The sequence below is a fragment of the Ruegeria sp. CDSA034 genome, assembly GCF_059612275.1.
Genome location: NZ_JBXWQH010000020.1, coordinates 15,978 through 37,050 on the forward strand (window position 1 = coordinate 15,978; position 21,073 = coordinate 37,050).

Genomic DNA, 21,073 nt, shown 5'->3' on the forward strand with positions numbered 1-21,073 from the left:
AGATTGGATCCTGGTTTTGACTTTGAGTGATGTTCAGAACGGATTGGCCGCGCAGGGCTATGTTTCCGATGACCGGTTGGCGATGGCGCTGCATTTGGCACAGCAACTTGGGCGGCCATTGTTGTTGGAAGGTCCTGCTGGCGTTGGAAAGACCGAAGTGGCAAAGGCCCTGGCCGCGTGGCAGGACGCCCGGCTGATCCGGCTGCAATGTTATGAAGGGCTCGATGCCAGTCATGCCATTTATGAATGGAACTATCAGCGTCAGCTTCTGGCGATCCGAGCGAGCGAGGCGCAGGGCGGAACGAGCGAAGCACAGCTTTTCTCAGATGAATATTTGCTGAAACGTCCTTTGTTGGAGGCCATTTCGCAAGATGCCCCTCCGGTTCTGCTAATTGATGAAATTGACCGGGCCGACGAAGAATTCGAAGCGTATCTGTTGGAAATCCTCTCGGATTTTCAAATCACAATTCCCGAACTGGGTACAATCCCGGCGCGTTCAAAACCCATCGTTATTTTGACGGCGAATGGCACGCGGGACTTGTCCGATGCATTGCGCCGCCGGTGTCTGTACAGTTTCCTCGACTACCCATCGCGTGAAACCGAAATGGCGATCCTGAAAGCCCGCATGCCCCAAGTTGAAGGGCAGTTGGCGCGCCAGATTGTTGGCGTTGTGCAGGCTTTGCGCAAAGAAGACTTGGAGAAGACTCCGGGCATTGCCGAGATGCTGGACTGGGCGGCAGCCCTTTCCGGATTGGGTGTTAACGACATGGCGCAGTCCCGCGAAGAGGTTCAGGTGACTCTTGTCTGTCTTCTGAAAACCGCAGCCGATTATGACGCGGCCCCGCCTGAAGTGATGGATCGCCTGATTGGAAAGGTGGCGTGATGCAGGTCACCCGGTTCCCTTCTCGTGCCTCTGGTCTGGCGGATCGCATGTCTGGCTTCATTGCACATTTGCGGATGAACGGGATGCGCGTCGGACCGGCTGAGACTGGGGATGCATTGGCGGTGCTGGCGGAAGTAGAGGCGACGGATTTGCCGCAGGCCAGACAAGCGCTGTGTGTCTTGCTGGCCGGTGACGCGGAAGACTGGCGACGGTTTGACGATCTTTTCGATTCCTATTGGCTCAATGCCGGAAAGCAGCGCACCGGAGTGGCGCAAACCGCGCATGTTCGGGTGCAATCCGCCAAGCCGATGATCTGGCAGCAAGAAAGCCATGACATTCAGGAGTCCAGTTCCGGTTCGGATCAGGACGCAACCCCTGATCCGGGCGACGGAGAGGCCGTGGGGAGAGACGGTAAGCTGATTGCGACCCGTACGGCCAACCTGTCGCGTCGGGATTTGCGTGAACTGGTGGATGAAGACGCACTGAAGCAGGCCGAACAAGCGGCGACAGCGCTGGCGCGCGCCATCCGCGACCGCCGCTCGCGCCGGCGGAAAAAAGCGCTAAGGGGGCCTGCTCTGGACATGCGCCGGATACAGCGCGCCAGCCTTGCACGAGGCGGCGAACCGATGGACCTGTATCGTCGCTCCCGCCCACCGCGTCCGATGCGGATCGTTGCACTGTGCGATGTAAGCGGTTCGATGACGGTATATTCGCGCGTCTTTCTGGCTTTCCTGAAAGGCTTGATTGGCACAGGAACCGAAGCGGACGCATATCTGTTCCATACGCGCTTGATGCGCGTCACGGATGCGTTGCGCGACCACGATTCGCTGCGCGCAGCAGGGCGGTTGTCGCTGATGGCCGAAGGGTTTGGCGGAGGCACGGATATCTCAGGCAGTCTTGAGCATTTTCTAAATGGATATGGCGCGCGCGCGCTGAACGGTCGGACCATCGTACTGATCCTGTCTGACGGGTATTGCAGCTCGGACCCGCAAGCTTTGGGCGATGTATTGGCTCGGATTCGACGCAAAGCCCGGCGGATTGTCTGGCTGAACCCGCTGAAGGGCTGGCACGACTACCAGCCTATCGCGGCCGCAATGCAAGCCGCTGAGCCGTATCTGGACGCGCACCTGCCCGCAAACACGCTTGAGGCGCTGGCGGCGCTGGAGCCGCAATTCCGTAAGCTGTGAAAGGAGCCCACATGGCAAGCTTCGACATATTCGACACGATTGAGCAGCTGCGCAAAACTGATGAAGCCTTTTGCGTGGCCACGGTGCTGCGGACTGCGGATGCAACTTCGGCGAAAGCCGGGGGCAAGGCTGCGATTACAAAAGATGGACGGATCCTGGGCCATTTGGGCGGGGGCTGCGTTCAACGTGCGGTTCGATCCTCGGCCCAGCAGGCGTTGGCCAGTGGAACGCCGCAAATGATCCGGGTCAAACCTTCGGAAAAGGTGGTGAACATGGCCGATCCTGATGGCATTCAGACGTTCAAAAGCGGTTGTCCGTCCGGTGGCACGGTCGATCTGCTTGTCGAACCGTATCAGCACGCACCGCGGTTGGTGATTTTTGGCGAGTCGCTGATTGCAGTGGCACTGGCAGCCCATGGGGCACTGGCCGGGTTTCGCGTCTGTCTCAGTGACGCGTCAGAGACAGAAGGTGACTTTCAACGGTTCACTCTGGACTCCGTCCAAAACCTAGGGGTCGAGCCGCGGGATTTCGTTGTCGTGGCCTCGCAAGGACAGGGCGATGCCGCGGCCCTGGCCGGGGCCCTGCAAACGGACGCCAAGCGGGTTTCGATGGTGGCCAGCCATCGCAAGGCCGAAACGCTGGTGGCCAAGCTGATATCGCAAGGTTTGGACCCGATACGAGCTGCGCGGCTGAAGTCACCGGCAGGTCTGAACATCCACGCGATCGACCCGCATGAGATCGCCGTGTCGATCCTGGCTGAAATTGTGCTTTGGCGAAACAGTGACAAATCCAAAACGGAGTCCCATGATGAGAAACGTGCTTAAACGCCTGAGGTCCCTGTGGCCCGCGCGTCCCGAACAAACTCCGGAAGAGGCGACAGAGACCGCGCTTCTGGTTTATCCAAGATGCTGTTGAACAAAGGAAAGTTGAATGGAACTGAGTGACGAAGTCCGCATCTCTGCGCCGCGGGATGTGGTTTACAAGGCTCTGAATAATCCCGAAATCCTGCAGGAGTGCATTCCAGGGTGCGAAGAGCTGATCCAAAATTCACCCGAAGATCTGGAAGCCAAGGTGGTCTTGAAGATCGGCCCCGTCAAAGCCCGGTTTGCGGGCGCTGTGACGCTGGACACTGCCAATGCACCGGACGGGTTTTCTTTGACCGGGGAAGGCAAGGGCGGTGCCGCAGGATTTGCCAAGGGTGGTGCAGACGTGACGCTGACCGAAGATGGGGACGAAACCGTTCTGGCTTATACAGCCAAGGTCGAGGTTGGTGGAAAAATCGCCCAACTGGGCAGCCGCCTAATCGCTGGTACGGCGAAAAAGCTGTCGGGCAAATTTTTTACCCGGTTTGGCGAAGTTGTTTCAGAACAATCCGTCACTTAAGGCGCGTGACAGGGCCGGTGAATGGACCGGCCCGCGTCAGATCACATCCCACGGAAACTCAATTCCGGTAAGAGAATATCAGTGGTTTGATTTTAAGGAGATTTGGTGCCCAGGAGAGGACTCGAACCTCCACGTCCATACGGACACTAGCACCTGAAGCTAGCGCGTCTACCAATTCCGCCACCTGGGCAGGTGTCGTGGAGGGGCGTTTAAGCCCACTGGCAGGGAGGGTCAACCAGATTCGGGAAGATTTTTGAAAGTTTTTTTCACACATTCAAATTCAGCTTGAATTGGTTGGTCTTTTCACTGACGCGCGGCGTTATTGCGCCTTGTTTGACAAGCCTCAGAGCGCTAGATCGAAAGAGGACCCACAAGCAGGAGCCCTCTCATGTCTAAAATGGTCACGATTTATGGCGGATCGGGATTTGTCGGCCGGTATATTGCGCGGCGCATGGCAAATGAAGGGTGGCGTGTCCGGGTGGCAGTTCGGCGCCCGAATGAGGCGATGTTTGTCAGGCCCTACGGTGTGGTCGGCCAGGTCGAACCCATTTTGTGCAACATCCGTGATGATGCCTCGGTTGCGGCGGCGATGCACGGGGCAGACGCGGTGGTGAATTGCGTCGGTGTTTTGAACGAGCTGGGCAAGAACGCCTTTGACGCCGTGCAGGCTGATGGGGCCGAGCGGATCGCGCGTTTGGCAGCCGAACAGGGCATTTCCCAAATGGTTCATATCTCGGCCATCGGAGCGGACGCCGAGTCCGACAGCGAATATTCGCGAACCAAGGCGCATGGTGAGGCCGGTGTGCTGACCCATATGCCAGATGCAATTATTCTGCGGCCGTCTGTGATTTTCGGAACCGAAGATCAGTTCTTTAATCGTTTTGCCGGGATGACCCGGATGGGACCATTCCTGCCGCTGGTCGGAGCCGAAACCAAATTCCAGCCGGTCTATGTGGATGATGTGGCCAAGGCCGCTGTTCAGGGCGTCCTGGGCCAAGCTGAAGCCGGTGTGTATGAGCTGGGAGGGCCCGAGGTGAAAACCTTCCGCGCGCTGATGCAGCAGATGCTTGATGTGATCTACCGGCGCCGAGTGATCATCGGAATGCCCTTCTTTGTGGCCCGGATCATGGCGGGCGTTCTGGACATTGTGAAATTCGTCAGCTTCCAACTGTTCCCGAACCACATCCTGACGCGCGATCAGCTGAAGAACCTCCGCCGCGACAATGTTGTGTCCGAAGGGGCCAAGGGGTTCGCGGATCTTGGGATTGAGCCAGCGACGTTGGAATCGGTGCTGCCAGATTACCTTTGGAAGTTTCGCCCATCGGGTCAGTACGACGACATTCAGAACTCGGCCAACAACCTGCGGACCTGATCAGCTATAGGCGATTACAAGCAGGATGGCGCCCAGGATCACACGGTAGATGACATAAGGTGTAAAGCTGACACTGCGCAACAGGCGCATCATCAGGGCCAGAGCCAGCAGAGCTGAAATAAAAGCAAAGAATGCCGCGATTGCCCCGTCTCGGGCCAATTGGGCGTCTGCTTCGCGGATCACGTCTACCGACAACAAAACGCCTGAGGCAAGAATCGTCGGGATCGACATCAACATCGCGATCCGCGCGCCATCCTCTCGCGTATAGCCCAGTTGGCGCGCGCCGGTGATCGTAATGCCTGATCGGGATGTTCCGGGTATCAGGGCGAGAACCTGCCACAGCCCCATGATCAACGCATCGCGCAGACCCCATTCGCTTGCTTCTTTGGTCTGTGGCCCTTTTTGATCGACCCAATACAGGACAAGGCCAAAAACCAGCATGGTCCAGCCAATGACCGCCATTGACCGGAAGGCCTCGATCAGGCCGGTTTTGAACAGGATAGCCCCGACAACCACTGTGGGAATCGTGGAGATGATCAGACCCATGGCCAGCTGCGCCTGTGGTGTGTCGACCCGGCCGGTCAACGCCCGGGAAAGACCGGAGACGGCCTGTTTCACATCGGACCAGAAATACAGAACCACGGCACCCAAAGTGCCCACATGCACGGCCACGTCGATGGCCAGACCTTGATCGTCCAGCCCGGTCAGGCTGGGCAGCAGTATCAAGTGACCAGATGAAGAGATCGGCAAAAACTCAGTGATACCCTGAATAATCGCCGCGAGAATCAATTGAAAAAGACCCATCTGCCCCGCCGTGTTGTGGTCACGTCTTTGTTTGCCCAATGGGTATAAGTGCTCTGTGGAAAAGGAAAGCGTGCATATAGGTCCGAATCGGAACTAAAAATCGCATTTAAATTCAAACGACCACTAAATTTCTCTCCAGTTTTTGAAATTAGGTCAGTACAGTTGACTTTTCATCCGATGTCGCATCTCTTAAAGAGACGTGACCAAGCCAATTCATGGAGTTTGACCCGTGGCCAAGCAACCGATGCTGAAATTTGTGCAGATCGACCGCGTCATGCCCGAAAAGCGTGCCGCCGATGACCGCAGAGAAGATTTTGATGAAATCTACGCCGAATTCGCAGCAGAAAAAGCCAAGGAACAAGCCAGCAGATGCAGTCAGTGTGGTGTTCCATACTGCCAGTCGCATTGCCCGCTGCACAACAATATCCCTGACTGGCTGCACCTGACCGCGACGGGGCGTCTGGAAGAGGCCTATCAAACCAGCCAAGCCACCAACACATTCCCCGAGATCTGTGGCCGAATCTGCCCGCAGGACCGACTGTGCGAAGGCAACTGCGTGATCGAGCAATCGGGCCACGGCACGGTCACTATTGGCACGATTGAGAAGTACATTACCGACACCGCCTGGGACAAAGGCTGGGTGAAACCCACCGCTCCTGGTGCCGAGCGCAGCGAAAGCGTTGGCATCATCGGTGGCGGCCCCGGCGGCCTGGCTGCCGCGGACATGCTGCGCCGGGCGGGCATTCAGGTCACAGTCTATGATCGTTATGATCGCGCAGGTGGTCTGCTGATGTACGGCATTCCGGGGTTCAAGCTGGAAAAAGACATCGTGCAGCGCCGCAATGACCTGCTGGCCGATGGCGGAGTCGAGTTTGTGCTGAACTGCGATGTGGACGCCGCCAAGTTCGAAGAAATCCGCACCAAGCATGATGCGGTGATCATTGCGACAGGTGTGTACAAATCGCGCGATCTGTCTATGCCCGGCAGCGGTCTGGCTGGAATCGAAAAAGCCATCGATTTCCTGACCGCCTCGAACCGCAAAAGTTTTGGCGATGACGTCGAAGATTTCGACAATGGCCGCTTGAATGCCGAAGGCAAGAAGGTGGTCGTTATTGGTGGCGGTGATACCGCGATGGATTGTGTGCGGACCTCGATCCGGCAAGGTGCCACGTCGGTCAAATGCCTCTATCGCCGTGACCGGGCGAACATGCCGGGTTCGCAGCGCGAAACCCAAAACGCCGAAGAAGAAGGCGTGGTGTTCGAATGGCTGAGCGCGCCCAAGGGCTTTACCGGCGACGACACCGTTGCAGGCGTGATGGTGCAGAAGATGCGTCTGGGTCAGCCCGATGCGACCGGCCGTCAAGCGCCAGAAGTGATCGAAGGCGCGGATTATGTCGAAGATGCCGATCTGGTGATTAAGGCGCTGGGCTTTGAGCCTGAAGACCTGCCCACCCTGTTCGGCCAGCCCGACCTGCCCGTCACCCGTTGGGGCACCGTCAAAGCAGCGTTTGAGACTGGCGCGACCGAGATGGACGGCGTCTATGCCATTGGTGACATCGTGCGCGGTGCATCTTTGGTGGTCTGGGCCATTCGTGATGGTCGCGACTGCGCCGATGCGATTATTGACCGCTTCAACGCCAAGGCTGCCATCGCAGCCGAATAACCCTAGCCCAGCGACAGGAGGGTCTGATGCCCGAATTGCAAGGTCAATGCATGTGCGGCGCGGTCACGGTGACCGCAACCCCGGCGCGGGATTCGCTGGGTGCCTGCCATTGTGATCAATGCCGTCGCTGGACCAGTTCGATGCTGGTAACCTTCGCGGCCGAGCCCGGCTATGCCGCCTTAGGACCGGTCAAGACCTACACCTCGTCGGAATGGGCCGAGCGGGCGTTTTGCTCGGACTGTGGTTCGGCGCTGTGGTATCGGATCACTTTGCCGGGCGAGATGCACGGACAAACGCAAATGGCTGCCGGTCTTTTTGACGACACCGGCAACCTGCTGAAACTTGAACTTTACATAGATAAAAAGCCCGAGGGCTACGCGTTCGCAGGAGAGCGCCGGCAGATGACCAAAGCCGAGGTCGAAGCCATGTATGCCCCGCCGGAAGAAGGAGACAGCCAATGACCAAATATGATGCCGATTGGGTGCGGGCAGTAGAAGCCAAGCGCAAATGGATGGCCGAAAATGGTCTCTATTCCGAGGATGAAGAGCATTCTTCATGCGGCGTAGGTCTTGTGGTTTCGATTGACGGCAAAGCGTCGCGTAAGGTGGTGGATGCCGGGATCGATGCGCTCAAGGCAATCTGGCACCGCGGCGCGGTGGACGCAGACGGCAAGACCGGTGACGGCGCGGGTATCCACGTGCAGATCCCGGTTCCGTTCTTCTATGACCAGATCCGCCGCACCGGGCATGAGCCGCGACTGGATCAACTGATTGCGGTTGGCCAGGTCTTTTTGCCACGCACCGATTTCGGTGCGCAGGAACAGTGCCGGACCATCGTGGAAACCGAAGTCCTGCGCATGGGCTATTACATATATGGCTGGCGTCATGTGCCGGTCGATGTGACCTGCTTGGGTGAAAAAGCCAACGCCACCCGCCCTGAGATCGAGCAGATCCTGATCTCGAACTCAAAAGGTGTGGATGAAGACACGTTTGAGCGTGAGCTTTATGTGATCCGTCGCCGCATCGAAAAGGCGGCACTGGCTGCCGGGATTTCTGATCTGTATCTGGCCTCGCTCAGCTGCCGGTCGATCATCTATAAGGGCATGATGCTGGCCGAGCAGGTCGCGGTGTTCTACCCCGATTTGATGGACGAGCGCTTTGAAAGTGCCTTTGCCATCTACCACCAGCGATATTCGACCAATACGTTCCCGCAGTGGTGGCTGGCACAGCCTTTCCGCATGCTGGCCCATAACGGCGAGATCAACACGCTGAAGGGCAACATCAACTGGATGAAAAGCCATGAGATCCGCATGGCCAGCGGGACCTTTGGTGATTATGCCGAGGACATCAAGCCGATCATCGCGGGTGGTTCGTCGGATTCGGCGGCTCTGGACTCGGTATTCGAGGTTCTTGTGCGTGCGGGTCGTTCGGCTCCAATGGCGAAAACTATGCTGGTGCCGGAAAGCTGGTCCAAACAGGCGGTCGAGCTGCCGCAGGCGTGGCGCGACATGTATTCTTACTGCAACTCGGTGATGGAGCCGTGGGACGGCCCCGCCGCACTGGCGATGACCGATGGCCGTTGGGTTTGTGCGGGTCTGGACCGGAACGGTCTGCGTCCGATGCGTTACGTAGTAACTGGCGACGGTCTTGTCATTGCAGGGTCCGAGGCCGGGATGGTGCCGATTGATGAGGCCACTGTGACCGAAAAAGGCGCGCTTGGCCCGGGTCAGATGCTGGCCGTCGATATGAAGAAGGGCAAGTTGTTCCGCGACACACAGATCAAGAACAAACTGGCCCGTGCGCTGCCATTTGGCGAATGGGTCGGCAAGATTCACGATCTGGATGCCACGCTGGCAGGCGTGACCGAAACCCCGATTTTTTCGGGTGAAGAACTGCGCAAGCGCCAGATTGCAGCGGGGTATTCGGTAGAAGAATTGGAACAGATTCTCGCCCCGATGGCGGAGGACGGCAAAGAGGCGCTGGCCTCGATGGGCGATGATACGCCCTCGGCAGTTCTGTCCAAGCAATACCGCCCACTCAGCCATTTCTTTAGGCAGAACTTCAGCCAGGTGACCAACCCGCCGATCGACTCTTTGCGCGAATACCGCGTGATGTCGTTGAAAACGCGATTTGCGAACCTCAAGAACGTGCTGGATGAAGACAGCAGCCAGACCGAGATTGTGGTTCTGGAAAGCCCCTTTGTCGGCAACGCGCAATGGGACAAGCTGGTTGAAAGCTTTGATGCACCGCTGGCCGAGATCGATTGTAGCTTTGAGCCCGGCCAAGGCGCACTAAGCGACGCATTAGCCCGTGTTAGAGCCGAAGCAGAAGAGGCCGTCCGATCTGGCGCTGGGCATCTGGTTCTGTCCGACATGAACTCGGGCGAAGGTCGTGTGGCGATGCCCATGATCCTTGCCACAAGTGCGGTGCACTCGCACCTGACCCGTCAGGGCCTGCGGACGTTCTGTTCGTTGAACGTACGCTCGGCGGAATGTGTCGACCCGCATTACTTTGCCGTTCTGATCGGTTGTGGTGCGACAGTGGTGAACGCCTATCTGGCCGAGGATTCGCTGGCCGACCGTATTGATCGCGGCCTTTTGGACGGGAGCCTGACCGAAAATGTCGCCCGCTTCCGCGAAGCGATCGATCAGGGCCTGTTGAAGATCATGGCCAAGATGGGAATCTCGGTAATCTCGTCCTATCGCGGCGGTCTGAACTTTGAGGCCGTTGGCCTGAGCCGTGCGATGGTGGCCGAATACTTCCCTGGAATGACCAGCCGGATTTCCGGCATCGGGGTTACCGGTATTCAGACCAAGGCCGAGGAAATCCACGCCAAGGCATGGGTCAATGGTCTGGACGTGCTGCCCATCGGTGGGTTCTACAAGGCGCGGAAATCGGGTGAGACCCACGCGTGGGAAGCGACCTCGATGCATATGATGCAGATGGCCTGTAACCGGGCGTCCTATGAGCTGTGGAAGCAGTACTCGGCCAAAATGCAGTCGAACCCGCCGATCCATCTGCGTGACCTGATGGATTTCAAACCGCTGGGCAAACCAATCCCGATTGAAGAAGTGGAATCGATCACTTCGATCCGTAAACGCTTTGTCACGCCAGGCATGTCGCTGGGCGCGCTGTCGCCCGAGGCGCATAAGACGCTGAACGTTGCGATGAACCGGATCGGTGCGAAATCCGACTCCGGCGAGGGTGGCGAAGACCCGGCGCATTTCGTGCCGGAGCCCAATGGCGACAACCCGTCGGCCAAGATCAAACAGGTGGCCTCGGGCCGGTTCGGTGTGACTGCCGAATACCTAAACCAGTGTGAAGAGCTTGAGATCAAGGTCGCCCAGGGTGCAAAACCCGGTGAAGGCGGTCAGCTGCCGGGCATGAAGGTCACCGACCTGATTGCACGTCTTCGTCATTCGACCAAGGGCGTGACCCTGATCTCGCCACCACCGCACCACGATATCTACTCGATCGAGGATCTGGCGCAGCTGATCTATGACCTGAAACAGATCAACCCGCGCTGCAAAGTGACGGTAAAACTGGTGGCGTCCTCGGGCGTTGGCACGATTGCCGCCGGTGTGGCCAAGGCCAAAGCGGACGTGATCCTGATCTCGGGGCACAATGGCGGCACCGGTGCGTCCCCCGCGACCAGCATCAAATACGCCGGTCTGCCGTGGGAGATGGGCCTGACCGAGGCACATCAGGTTCTGGCGATGAACAACCTGCGCGACCGCGTGACCCTGCGAACCGATGGTGGCTTGCGCACCGGTCGTGACATCGTCATGGCCGCGATGATGGGAGCCGAGGAATACGGTATTGGCACCGCGGCGCTGATCGCGATGGGCTGTATCATGGTGCGTCAGTGCCAGTCGAACACCTGCCCGGTCGGTGTGTGTACTCAGGACGAATCCCTGCGGGCAAAGTTCACCGGTAATGCCGATAAGGTCGTCAACCTGATCACCTTCTACGCACAGGAAGTGCGCGAGTTGCTGGCCAGCCTCGGCGCACGGTCGATTGACGATATCATCGGACGGGCAGATCTGCTGGCGCAGGTCAGCCGCGGTTCAGCGCATCTGGATGATCTGGACCTCAACCCGCTGCTGATCACCGTCGATGGTGCCCATAACATCGTCTACAACCGCGACAGAGATCGCAATGCAGTGCCCGATACGCTTGATGCGGAGATTGTGCGCGATGCTGCACGGTTCCTGAAAGACGGTGAGAAAATGCAGCTGTCCTATGCGGTTCAGAACACGCATCGGACCGTGGGCACGCGAGTGTCCAGCCATATCGTGCAGAATTTCGGGATGCGGAACACGTTCCAGCCGGACCACTTGCACGTGAAACTGCAGGGCTCGGCCGGTCAGTCGCTGGGGGCCTTCGCGGCCCCGGGTCTAAAGCTCGAGGTGTCGGGTGATGCCAACGACTATGTCGGTAAAGGCCTGTCCGGGGGCACAATCGTCGTGCGTCCGCCGCAGGTTAGCCCCCTGAAAGCGGACGAGAACACCATTATCGGCAACACCGTTCTTTACGGCGCAACCGATGGACACCTGTTTGCGGCTGGCCGCGCGGGTGAGCGGTTCGCGGTTCGGAACTCGGGCGCCACTGTGGTGATCGAGGGCTGTGGCTCGAACGGCTGTGAATACATGACCGGTGGTATCGCGGTGATCCTGGGCGGCATCGGTGCCAACTTTGGCGCAGGCATGACGGGCGGTATGGCTTATCTGTACGACCCCGAAGGAAAGGCCGAGCAGCTGATGAACATGGAAACGCTGGTGACCTGTCCGGTGGCCGTCGACCATTGGGAAGATCAGTTGAAATCGCTGATCGAAACACATCAGGCTGAAACCAACAGCCGCAAGGCCGCCGACATTCTGCAACATTGGGAGGTCGAAAAGGCCAACTTCCTTCAGGTTTGCCCGAAAGAGATGCTGAACAAGCTCAGCCATCCTCTGACAACCGAGGCAACTGCTGTTCCCGCCGAGTAAGCGGAAATAGTTAGACTAAATCAGAACCCCGCGTGTCACCAAGGACACGCGGGGTTTTCAATTTACGGACCGGCCTTGCTTAAGATTGCATACCCGCGCAACGCTCAGATCAGGCAAGATAAACCGTTCCAAACCCGGCCACAGCGTCGTATAGCAACAAAATGGCAAGAACAGCAGCGCGCAAGTCGAGCAAAAAGAAAAGCAAGGCGTCAAAGTCAAAAAGGCCACTGATCCCGCGGATTCGTCGTTGGGTCACACGCGCCGCTTTGGGTGTCGTGGCCTTCATCGTTGGGTTGGTCCTGCTGTACTCGGTGGTCAATCCGCCGGTGACTCATACGATCTGGTCAGAATGGCGACGATTGGGAAAGGTTGAGCGTGATTGGGTGCCGATAGAGGAAATTGCCCCGGTTATGGGCAGATCTGCTGTCGCCGCCGAAGATGCTAATTTCTGCCTGCATTGGGGCTTTGACGTTGAAGCAATCCGCGATGCGCTGGAAGATGGCGGCAGTCGAGGGGCCTCGACCATTACACAGCAGGTCGTGAAGAACGTGTTCCTGTGGCAGGGGCGCAGTTGGGTGCGCAAAGCGTTTGAAACGTCGATTACGCCCGTCGTCGAAATCTTCTGGAGCAAACAGCGGATTCTGGAGGTCTATCTGAACGTTGCCGAGACCGGACAGGGGGTATTCGGGGTCGAGGCCGCGGCACAGCGGTATTACGGAACAAGTGCGGCCAAGATGTCCCCAGTACAGGCGGCACGGCTGGCGGCGATCCTGCCTTCGCCTCGAAACAGATCCGTCACAGACCCATCGGTTCGGACCCGCAGACGGGCAGCATCCATACTGGATGGGGCGGCCACCATCCGCGCAGATGGTCGCGCGGATTGTTTCGAGGATTGAAACCCTATGCCTCTCAAGGCTAAAGCTGAGGGGTATTCACTGGTTCGATTGGAAGATTATGGCGCGTCTGTTTCATGTTCCCCTGTCCCCGTATTGCCGCAAGGTGCGCCTGTCGCTTGCGGAAAAGAAGATCGAGGTTGAGCTGGTCGAGGAACGATACTGGGAACAAGACCCGGATTTCCTGCGCCGCAACCCTGCCGGAAAAGTACCGGTATTGCGTCTTGATGGGCAGGTCATGGCGGAGAGCGCCGCCATTTGTGAGTATATCGAAGAAACCCGCCCTGAACCTCCGCTGATGCCCAAAAAACCTGAAGCGCGTTACGAGGTACGGCGTCTGGTAGGGTGGTTTGATGACAAATTCCATCACGAAGTGACATCGAGGCTGCTGTATGAACGGGTAAATAAGAAGGTGACGGGCGAGGGGTATCCCGACAGCAAAAACGTCAAGGCAGGCGCGAAGGCGATCAAGTATCATCTGGATTATATGGCATGGCTGCTGGATCATCGGCGCTGGCTGGCGGGGGATCAGATGACACTGGCCGATTTTGCCGCTGCTGCGCATCTGTCTGCGCTGGATTACATCTCGGACGTAGATTGGAACCGTTCTCAGGCGGTCAAGGATTGGTATGCCAAGATCAAGTCACGACCTGCGTTCCGGTCTATATTGGCAGATCAGGTTCCTGGGTTCCGGCCACCGCCGCATTACGCCGATCTGGATTTCTGATAGGGTGAAGGTTCAGGGGGCTGTCGGCCCCCTCTTGGCCCGGTGTGCCAATTCACCCCCGAGGATATTTGCAGCCAGATGAAGAGCGGATCAGGTCTAAAAGAAATGCTTGTGGCGCAGGCGCTGAGCGAGGGGTTTGTATCCTGTCGCATTTGCCGACCTTGGGACGTGCCCGAAGTGCCGTCGCGCTTGCAGGCGTTTTTGGATGCCGGGTACCACGGGCAGATGGGGTGGATGGACGAACGGACCCATTGGCGTGGCGATCCGGCCGCATTGTGGCCCGAGGCGCGGTCGGTGATCATGTTGGCCGAGAGCTATACGCCCGAGCATGATCCGACTGATGTTTTGAACCACCCGGACAAGGCAGCGATTTCTGTTTATGCGCAGAACAGGGATTACCACGATCTGGTAAAAAAGCGGCTGAAACGAATGGCGCGCTGGCTGATTGCGGAAGCGGGTGGAGAGGTAAAGGTCTTTGTTGATACCGCGCCTGTTCCGGAGAAGGCTTTGGGCCATGCGGCAGGGCTGGGCTGGCAGGGAAAACACACCAATCTCGTAAGCCGCGACTGGGGAAATTGGGCCTTTATAGGGTCTGTTTTCACGACGTTGGACCTGCCTGCGGACATGGCTGAAACGGATCACTGCGGCAATTGTCGAGCTTGTTTGAGCGCCTGTCCGACGCAGGCGTTTCCCGCCCCGTATCAGTTGGATGCGCGGCGTTGCATTTCATATCTGACGATCGAATATAAAGGGCCGGTCGATGAAGAATTGCGCCCCAAACTGGGTAACCGGATATATGGGTGTGACGATTGCCTGGCCGCGTGTCCGTGGAACAAATTTGCGGTCGCCGCGAGTGATGTGCGATACGCCGCACGTGATGATCTGAAAGCGCCGCCGTTGGCCGAGCTTGCTGTGTTGGATGATGCGGCGTTTCGCGCGAAATTCTCGGGCTCGCCGATCAAGCGGATCGGGCGGGATCGGTTTGTGCGCAATGTGCTTTACGCGATTGGCAACTCGGAACAGTCGGATTTGATGCCCGTCGCGCAGGCGCTTGCCGATGATCCTGACCCAACGGTGGCGGACGCCGCGCGCTGGGCGGTGAAACGATTATCCTAAGTGACGCAAACAGGCTGGACGTGTCGGTCCAAACCGCTACACCCATCGGCAGCGAACAGGAAGGAGATCCCGATGGCGTTGGCTTTGGGGGTGGATACAGGTGGAACCTATACGGACGCAGTGCTGATCCGGGATGAGAAAGAGGTGATCGCCTCGGCCAAATCCCTGACAACACGCGCTGATCTGGCCATTGGGGTTGGTCAGGCGATCTCGGCAGTGTTGGATCAAGCTCAGGTGTCGCCGGAGCAGATCTCAATGGCGTCTTTGTCGACGACGTTGGCGACGAATGCCTTGGTCGAAGGGCAGGGTGGTCGAGTCGCATTGATTTACATCGGGTTCAAGGAAGCAGACCTTGAGAAACATGGGCTGCGGGATGCGCTGAAGGGTGATCCAGCGCTGGTGATTGGCGGTGGGCATAGCCACGCCGGGGGTGAGGCTGCTCCATTGGATGTCGATGCGTTGGAAGCATTTTTGGCGTCGCACAAAGATGTTTCTGGGTTTGCGGTTGCCGCGCAGTTCGCAACGCGGAACCCGGCGCATGAATTGCATGCCGCGCGTGTCATTGCCGAGAAAACCGGGGCTCCGGTAACGTGCTCTCATCAGTTGTCGGCCAAGCTGAACGGTCCGAAACGCGCGGTCACGGCGGTTTTGAACGCGCGTTTGATCGGCATGATCGACCGTCTGATCGGGCGGGCGCAGGATCGGTTGGTTGATCTGGGGATCACGGCCCCGATGATGGTTGTGCGTGGTGACGGCGCGCTGATGAGCGCAGAACAGGCGCGGGAGCGGCCGATTGAAACCATCCTTAGTGGTCCTGCGGCCTCGATCGTCGGTGCAAGCTGGCTGACTGGGGTTCAAAACGCGCTGGTGTCAGATATTGGCGGTACGACCACCGATGTCGCGCTGATCCGGGACGGCAAACCGGCGATTGACCCAGCGGGCGCGCAAGTCGGCGGGTTTCGTACGATGGTTGAGGCGGTTGCCATGCGCACCCACGGATTGGGTGGAGACAGCCAGGTGCATGTGGTCACCGAAGGGCTGGGTGGCGGTGTGTTTTTGGGGTCGCGACGGGTGCTGCCGGTTTCCCTGATTGCCGCAGAGGCACCTGAGGTCGTTCACGCCGTTCTGGATACCCAACTAAGGGCGACGACTGTGGGTGAGCATGACACGCGGTTCGCCCGCCGTGTTCCCGGCATCAACGCCGACGGGTTGGGTGCGCGCGAAGAGTCGCTGTTGGAGAGGCTGGGCGAGAACGTCATGCCCCTAAGCGACCTGCTGCGCACCCGTATGGAAAACGGAGCTTTGTCGCGTCTGGTGGATCGCGGTGTCGTTCAGGTTTCGGGTGTGACGCCATCGGATGCCAGCCATGTTTTGGGCCGATTGGATACCTGGGATGCGGACGCAGCCCACAAGGCGTTGGAGCTGGTTGCGCGCAAGCGGGTGGGGACTGGCGATAGATTGGCCGCCACCCCGGAACAGTTGGCGCAGATGATTGTGGATCAACTGACCGAACAGACATCTTTGACCTTGTTAGAGACCGCTTTCGCAGAAGAATCCGAGAGTTTTTGCCTCTCACCCGCCGACCTTGCTCGGCATGTCCTGATGCAGAAGGGGCTGGCGCGGCATCGCGGTTTGCTGGCACTGGACGCATCGCTGAACGTGGATGTGGTAGGTCTTGGCGCTTCGGCTCCAAGCTATTATCCGGCTGTCGGGGATCGTTTGCATTGCACTATGATCCTGCCGGAACACGCAGGCGTGGCCAACGCGATCGGGGCGGTTGTTGGACGACTTACTCTGCGCCGATCGGGAACGGTGACGTCTCCGTCAGAAGGCCGCTACCGGGTTCACCTGGAAGAAGGGCCCCAGGACTTCACAGAATCCGACAAGGCCTTGGCGTTGCTGGAAACGGTTCTGACGGATCAGGCCGAGGGTGCAGTGCGACAGGCCGGAGCAGCAGATATCCGGGTGGTTGTCGATCGCGACATCCGCACTGCGCGCATCGAAGCGCAGGACGTGTTTGTCGAAGCGATGATCACGGTCGAAGCCAGCGGGCGCCCTAGGATGGCGTCTGGTTAGCCCCCGCTAGGAAGGGGGCCAACCGGTTACTCAGCTGCGTCGCGTTTGGGCAGAACCCAATCGGGGCGTGGGAAGTGGCAGGTATAGCCGTTGGGGATACGTTCAAGGTAATCCTGATGTTCAGGTTCGGCTTCCCAGAAATCGCCTACGGGTTCGACCTCTGTGACGACTTTGCCCGGCCAAATACCGCTGGCATTCACGTCGGCAATCGTGTCTTCGGCCATCTGTTTTTGCGCAGAATTTACATAGTAAATGGCCGAGCGATAGCTCATTCCACGGTCGTTGCCCTGACGGTTCACAGTTGTCGGGTCGTGGATCTGAAAGAAGAACTCGAGCAGGTCACGATAGGTGATCCGCGAGGGGTCGAAAATGATTTCGATCCCTTCGGCATGGGTGCCGTGGTTGCGATAGGTGGCGTTTGGCACGTCGCCGCCGGTATAGCCGACGCGGGTGCTGGAAACGCCGGGCAGTTTGCGGATCAGGTCCTGCATGCCCCAAAAGCAACCTCCGGCAAGAACAGCGCGTTCAGTGTTCATTGGATGTCCTCCACATGGATCAGGTATTCGCCATACCCTTCGGCCTCCATTTCATCGCGATGAATGAACCGCAAGGAGGCAGAGTTGATGCAGTAACGCAGCCCGCCGTGTTCGCGCGGACCGTCGGGAAACACATGACCCAGATGACTATCCCCATGTTTCGAGCGGACCTCGGTCCGGATCATGCCAAGCGTGCGATCTTCGATTTCTTCGACATGCTCGTGCACGATGGGTTTGGTAAAGCTGGGCCAACCGCACCCGGATTCGTATTTGTGGGCCGAGGCAAACAGCGGTTCGCCCGAGACGATATCGACGTAGATACCCGGTTCCTTGTTATTCAGCAGTTTTCCGGTGCCGGGGCGTTCTGTACCGCTGCGCTGGGTGACGTGGTATTCTTCGGGTGAGAGAGCGGCAATGGCCTCGGGGTCTTTGGTGTAGCGGGTCATGGCTTCTCCGGTGTTGATGTGACTTGGGCCTTTATTTGGGCATACTGGCGCGGAAATCAAAATCATATTTCAATCGGCTCGCGTTCTCGTGCAGGTGATCCGAATGCCAGACGCGTACGTAATTCACAATAAAGGAGGTGACGCCATGTTCAGACTGCTTCTGTTATCCGTCCTATTGCTGGTTGCCCGCGTGGTTCAAGCAGCACCTTTGACCGGTGAATTTGTCTCGATCGACGGTGGCACTTTGTCCCTTGAGGATTGGCGAGGCAAGCCGGTATTGGTTGTGAACACGGCATCCCATTGCGGGTTCACAGGGCAATACGCTGGCTTGCAAAAGATCCATGACATTTATGCTGATCGAGGTCTCGTGGTTTTGGCCGTCCCCTCGGATTCGTTCAATCAGGAATTAGGCACGGCGGCAGAGGTCAAACAGTTCTGCGAGATGAACTATGGCTTGACCTTGCCCATGACCGACATCACGTCGGTAAAGGGCGTTGCGGCCCATCCGTTCTACCGTGCGGTTGCTCAGCAGACGTGATTCGTACCCAAGTGGAATTTCAACAAGATCCTGATAGATCCAGCGGGTGAAGTGATTGCGACCTATGGGTCGAACGTCAAGCCGGATTCACCGAAACTGTTGCGTCAGGTTGAGGCCTTGCTCCGCTGATCGGTTTGCCGGGACAACTGCACCGCAAGAATACCCAGCGTTGTGACACCGACACCTACTGCATCCATGGGCCCAAGTTTTTCGCCCAGGAAAACTGCGGCGACGGCCACACCAAACACCGGGTTCAGAAAGTGAAAAGTCGCAGCCCGGATCGCGCCGATTCGGTTCAACAGCAGGAACCAGATCAGAGTGGCTAACAGTCCCGGGAACAGCGTTGTATAGGCAAACGCCAGAACCCACGGACCGTTAGGGTGAATATAGATCGTCTCGAATATGGGGGCTGCGAGGAACAGAATCGCCGCGCCCACAAGCATCTGAAGTCCGACCACCATCATGAAATTACCGCCAGACGTTGCCCCGCGCACAGCCAAGGTCGCAAAGCTGAGCGCAAGTGCCCCAAGCCCGCATAACATGACGCCAAACAGGTCTGCGCCCGCGCTTATCCGGCTGCTCATGATCAACGCGACGCCAGCGAAACCGGCCAGCAACCCGAACACGCCCAACGGTCGAAGTTTTTCGTGTAAAAGAGCCCAGCTGGCCAGCGCGACGATCAGGGGCATTGTTGATGCAATAATCGCCGCAACAGACGCCTGTACGGTCTGCATTGCGTAGAAGTTCAGACCCAAATAAAGGGCATTTTGGCATATTCCGAACAGGATGGTCGCGTACCACTGCGGGCGGGTCAGCCTCCAGTTTTGGCCCATGGCCCACGCAATCGCGACGCCTAGCAGCCCCGAAATTAGAAACCGCAATGCCAGTGAAAACAGAGGCGAGGCATCGGCGACGATAATCCGCGCCGAGGTAAAGGCTGACGACCAAATGAAGGCAAATGCCAGCCCCATGGCTATGGCGCGCAGATCCATGGTGACCCTTTCCCAAACGCCGCGACTGTTCCCGAATTATGTGAAACGCGCAAGCGCCGCGCGTCAAAATAAACACAGGTTTCGCCAGTTGCATTCAGCATTGGCAGTTTTGTTGATTGACCAGTCAATTAAAGCTATACGATCCGCACTCTGACTAACCAAGGGAGGAATGTTGGTGCTTTTGGAGTATATTCTGTCTTTCGGCGTCCTACTGGCATTGGGCCTGGTCGCTTTCTTCGTTGTGAAATGGTGGAACCTGCGTTGTGTGGGCGTCACGCCAGTGCATCTGTTCACCTTCATTGCGATCTTGTTCACATCCGGTCTGGATGTCGGCCTGATCATGTTCCCGCTGACCGAGTTTGGCGGCTATGCCGAGGAACCAGCCTATGCCTTCGCAAACCCGCTGGCCATCGAGTTCGGCTTCTGGGGTTTCCTAATCTGGGCCTTCTACTTCCTGACAGCGTTCTATTTCTGCGTCATCGAACCCCGAGTGAAGTTCTTTGAGATCCCGCTGGTCAAGCTGATAAACAACGTGGTCATCATTGGCACCTGTGCCTTCACCGCCAGCCTGTTCCTGATCTACCTGCCCGGCTATCTGCCCGAGGTCGGAGATGGCGAATCCGTGGTCACCACTTTCTATGTCATCGTATTTGTTGTCATTTTGGCGGCGGCTTATTCGTCAACCGACCTGAAATACGTCCGTATCCTTTCTGTAGGTTCGACTATCCTGTTCCTCACGCTGATCCTCGGAATGTGGATTGCCGCGGGGATGGGCATGACCGGAATTGTTGAAACCGGCAGCAATATCGGTGCCTATTTCGCCAATCTGCACAAGTTTGTGTTGCCGTTGACTGATTATCACGCCTTCTACCTGTTCTGGTGGTTTGCGTGGTCGATCATGATTGGCCAGTTCACCTCGCGCTTTGTTGGTGGGCTGAAAACCTGGCAATTGCTGGCGGCGCTGCTGATCTTCCCGTCGATCCCGTTGGCGATCTGGTTCACCGTTCTCTATTACTATCACCTGAACGGCATCAGCACTGCGGGCATCACCAACATCGCGATGGTGATCGTGGGCGTGACCTTTGTGATCAACTCGCTGGACTCCCTGATCCGCCTCTATACCGACAACCTGAACCTGACTGTCGAGCGGTTCGGCAAGGCGATCTACGTCGCAGGCAACGTCGCTTTGTTGTTTGTCCTCACCCTGCTGTTCCAGAGCCAGTGGCTGCAGATCCAGTGGATCGGAGCCGTGGTCGTCGGTCTGTACTTGGCCTGCGTGGTCTATATTCTGATCACCAAGCGCAAAGAGGTGCTGAGCATCGATTCAATGCCGGAAGATCGTGATCTGGACTTCCATAAGGTTGAGACTGTTCACTAAGCCAAAACCTGAATTTCGACAGGCGGCGGATGCGCCGCTAAAAATCAAACCCCGCAGAATGTTCTGTGGGGTTTTTTCGTGTCAGAGCG

General features: G+C 57.8%; 18 protein-coding genes and 1 tRNA gene. 14 read left to right on the forward strand and 5 right to left on the reverse strand.

What is annotated here, in order from left to right; translation table 11 throughout:
* The first annotated feature begins 16 nt into the window (after positions 1-16).
* From AC2FLJ_RS21930 to AC2FLJ_RS21945, 4 genes are all read left to right on the forward strand, one after another.
* Positions 17-883 carry an AAA family ATPase gene (locus AC2FLJ_RS21930; protein WP_496699960.1) on the forward strand — a complete coding sequence of 289 codons (867 nt, stop codon included), beginning with the start codon at positions 17-19 and terminating at the stop codon, positions 881-883.
* Positions 883-2,070: a vWA domain-containing protein gene (locus tag AC2FLJ_RS21935; RefSeq protein ID WP_496707688.1), complete on the forward strand. Its 1,188-nt coding sequence runs from the start codon at positions 883-885 to the stop codon at positions 2,068-2,070. Before AC2FLJ_RS21930 ends, AC2FLJ_RS21935 begins: the two co-directional genes overlap by 1 nt.
* 11 nt (positions 2,071-2,081) lie before the next feature.
* A complete protein-coding gene (locus AC2FLJ_RS21940; protein ID WP_496707662.1) occupies positions 2,082-2,894 on the forward strand; it encodes an XdhC family protein in 813 nt (270 codons plus the stop codon).
* Positions 2,895-3,000: 106 nt separating this feature from the next.
* Entirely contained in the window at positions 3,001-3,453 is a 453-nt protein-coding gene (locus AC2FLJ_RS21945; protein WP_109313033.1) for an SRPBCC family protein, read from the forward strand.
* 103 nt (positions 3,454-3,556) lie between these two features.
* Here the strand turns inward: AC2FLJ_RS21945 and AC2FLJ_RS21950 are convergent.
* Positions 3,557-3,643, reverse strand: a tRNA-Leu gene (locus AC2FLJ_RS21950).
* A gap of 198 nt (positions 3,644-3,841) precedes the next feature.
* Here AC2FLJ_RS21950 and AC2FLJ_RS21955 point away from each other — a divergent pair.
* Positions 3,842-4,825, forward strand: coding sequence for a complex I NDUFA9 subunit family protein (locus AC2FLJ_RS21955; protein WP_496707664.1), 984 nt, complete (start codon positions 3,842-3,844; stop codon positions 4,823-4,825).
* Here the strand turns inward: AC2FLJ_RS21955 and AC2FLJ_RS21960 are convergent, their stop codons facing one another.
* On the reverse strand, positions 4,826-5,629 hold the full coding sequence (locus AC2FLJ_RS21960; protein ID WP_496707666.1) for an undecaprenyl-diphosphate phosphatase: 804 nt from the start codon (positions 5,627-5,629) through the stop codon (positions 4,826-4,828). It lies immediately after the preceding gene.
* 229 nt (positions 5,630-5,858) lie between these two features.
* Between AC2FLJ_RS21960 and AC2FLJ_RS21965 the strand changes: the two genes are divergently transcribed.
* The 7 genes from AC2FLJ_RS21965 to AC2FLJ_RS21995 all read left to right on the forward strand — a co-directional run bounded on the left by AC2FLJ_RS21965 (position 5,859) and on the right by AC2FLJ_RS21995 (position 17,094).
* On the forward strand, positions 5,859-7,292 hold the full coding sequence (locus AC2FLJ_RS21965) for an NAD(P)-dependent oxidoreductase (RefSeq protein WP_108860463.1): 1,434 nt from the start codon (positions 5,859-5,861) through the stop codon (positions 7,290-7,292).
* A gap of 26 nt (positions 7,293-7,318) precedes the next feature.
* Positions 7,319-7,753, forward strand: a complete 435-nt coding sequence (locus AC2FLJ_RS21970; protein ID WP_496699964.1) for a GFA family protein — start codon at positions 7,319-7,321, stop codon at positions 7,751-7,753.
* Entirely contained in the window at positions 7,750-12,282 is a 4,533-nt protein-coding gene (gene gltB / locus AC2FLJ_RS21975) for a glutamate synthase large subunit (protein WP_496699965.1), read from the forward strand. Before AC2FLJ_RS21970 ends, gltB begins: the two co-directional genes overlap by 4 nt.
* A 161-nt stretch (positions 12,283-12,443) precedes the next feature.
* Positions 12,444-13,178, forward strand: coding sequence for a monofunctional biosynthetic peptidoglycan transglycosylase (gene mtgA / locus AC2FLJ_RS21980; RefSeq protein ID WP_496699966.1), 735 nt, complete (start codon positions 12,444-12,446; stop codon positions 13,176-13,178).
* 58 nt (positions 13,179-13,236) lie between these two features.
* On the forward strand, positions 13,237-13,902 hold the full coding sequence (gene fzlA, locus AC2FLJ_RS21985) for an FtsZ-binding protein FzlA (protein WP_058275204.1): 666 nt from the start codon (positions 13,237-13,239) through the stop codon (positions 13,900-13,902).
* A gap of 78 nt (positions 13,903-13,980) precedes the next feature.
* Entirely contained in the window at positions 13,981-15,018 is a 1,038-nt protein-coding gene (gene queG, locus AC2FLJ_RS21990) for a tRNA epoxyqueuosine(34) reductase QueG (protein WP_496707669.1), read from the forward strand.
* A gap of 72 nt (positions 15,019-15,090) precedes the next feature.
* Positions 15,091-17,094, forward strand: coding sequence for a hydantoinase/oxoprolinase family protein (locus AC2FLJ_RS21995; protein ID WP_496707671.1), 2,004 nt, complete (start codon positions 15,091-15,093; stop codon positions 17,092-17,094).
* A gap of 26 nt (positions 17,095-17,120) precedes the next feature.
* Here the strand turns inward: AC2FLJ_RS21995 and msrA are convergent, their stop codons facing one another.
* Together msrA and msrB are read right to left on the reverse strand one after the other, a co-directional pair.
* Entirely contained in the window at positions 17,121-17,630 is a 510-nt protein-coding gene (gene msrA, locus AC2FLJ_RS22000; protein WP_496699969.1) for a peptide-methionine (S)-S-oxide reductase MsrA, read from the reverse strand.
* Positions 17,627-18,076 (reverse strand): peptide-methionine (R)-S-oxide reductase MsrB, encoded by a 450-nt coding sequence (gene msrB / locus AC2FLJ_RS22005; protein ID WP_058279328.1) that lies wholly within the window; start codon positions 18,074-18,076, stop codon positions 17,627-17,629. Before msrB ends, msrA begins: the two co-directional genes overlap by 4 nt.
* 145 nt (positions 18,077-18,221) lie before the next feature.
* On the opposite strand from msrB, the gene AC2FLJ_RS22010 reads away from it, so the two are divergent.
* A complete protein-coding gene (locus tag AC2FLJ_RS22010) occupies positions 18,222-18,614 on the forward strand; it encodes a glutathione peroxidase (RefSeq protein WP_496707674.1) in 393 nt (130 codons plus the stop codon).
* Between the two features lie 104 nt (positions 18,615-18,718).
* Here AC2FLJ_RS22010 and AC2FLJ_RS22015 read toward each other — a convergent pair whose 3' ends face one another.
* Positions 18,719-19,606, reverse strand: a complete 888-nt coding sequence (locus AC2FLJ_RS22015) for a DMT family transporter (RefSeq protein ID WP_282171090.1) — start codon at positions 19,604-19,606, stop codon at positions 18,719-18,721.
* Between the two features lie 169 nt (positions 19,607-19,775).
* On the opposite strand from AC2FLJ_RS22015, the gene AC2FLJ_RS22020 reads away from it, so the two are divergent.
* The gene (locus AC2FLJ_RS22020) at positions 19,776-20,984 is read left to right on the forward strand and encodes a BCCT family transporter (RefSeq protein WP_496699973.1); all 1,209 of its coding nucleotides are present in this window, start codon (positions 19,776-19,778) and stop codon (positions 20,982-20,984) included.
* Positions 20,985-21,073: the final 89 nt, after the last annotated feature.

Bases quoted from the DNA above. Each gene is read 5' to 3' on its own strand.
- AC2FLJ_RS22010 (WP_496707674.1), top strand. From the start codon at position 18,222: ATGTTCAGACTGCTTCTGTTATCCGTCCTATTGCTGGTTGCCCGCGTG.
- msrB (WP_058279328.1), bottom strand. From the start codon at position 18,076: ATGACCCGCTACACCAAAGACCCCGAGGCCATTGCCGCTCTCTCACCC.
- queG (WP_496707669.1), top strand. From the start codon at position 13,981: ATGAAGAGCGGATCAGGTCTAAAAGAAATGCTTGTGGCGCAGGCGCTG.
- gltB (WP_496699965.1), top strand. From the start codon at position 7,750: ATGACCAAATATGATGCCGATTGGGTGCGGGCAGTAGAAGCCAAGCGC.
- AC2FLJ_RS22015 (WP_282171090.1), bottom strand. From the start codon at position 19,606: ATGGATCTGCGCGCCATAGCCATGGGGCTGGCATTTGCCTTCATTTGG.
- AC2FLJ_RS21935 (WP_496707688.1), top strand. From the start codon at position 883: ATGCAGGTCACCCGGTTCCCTTCTCGTGCCTCTGGTCTGGCGGATCGC.
- msrA (WP_496699969.1), bottom strand. From the start codon at position 17,630: ATGAACACTGAACGCGCTGTTCTTGCCGGAGGTTGCTTTTGGGGCATG.
- AC2FLJ_RS22020 (WP_496699973.1), top strand. From the start codon at position 19,776: ATGTTGGTGCTTTTGGAGTATATTCTGTCTTTCGGCGTCCTACTGGCA.
- AC2FLJ_RS21995 (WP_496707671.1), top strand. From the start codon at position 15,091: ATGGCGTTGGCTTTGGGGGTGGATACAGGTGGAACCTATACGGACGCA.
- AC2FLJ_RS21945 (WP_109313033.1), top strand. From the start codon at position 3,001: ATGGAACTGAGTGACGAAGTCCGCATCTCTGCGCCGCGGGATGTGGTT.
- AC2FLJ_RS21955 (WP_496707664.1), top strand. From the start codon at position 3,842: ATGTCTAAAATGGTCACGATTTATGGCGGATCGGGATTTGTCGGCCGG.
- fzlA (WP_058275204.1), top strand. From the start codon at position 13,237: ATGGCGCGTCTGTTTCATGTTCCCCTGTCCCCGTATTGCCGCAAGGTG.
- AC2FLJ_RS21960 (WP_496707666.1), bottom strand. From the start codon at position 5,629: ATGGGTCTTTTTCAATTGATTCTCGCGGCGATTATTCAGGGTATCACT.
- AC2FLJ_RS21970 (WP_496699964.1), top strand. From the start codon at position 7,319: ATGCCCGAATTGCAAGGTCAATGCATGTGCGGCGCGGTCACGGTGACC.
- AC2FLJ_RS21940 (WP_496707662.1), top strand. From the start codon at position 2,082: ATGGCAAGCTTCGACATATTCGACACGATTGAGCAGCTGCGCAAAACT.
- mtgA (WP_496699966.1), top strand. From the start codon at position 12,444: ATGGCAAGAACAGCAGCGCGCAAGTCGAGCAAAAAGAAAAGCAAGGCG.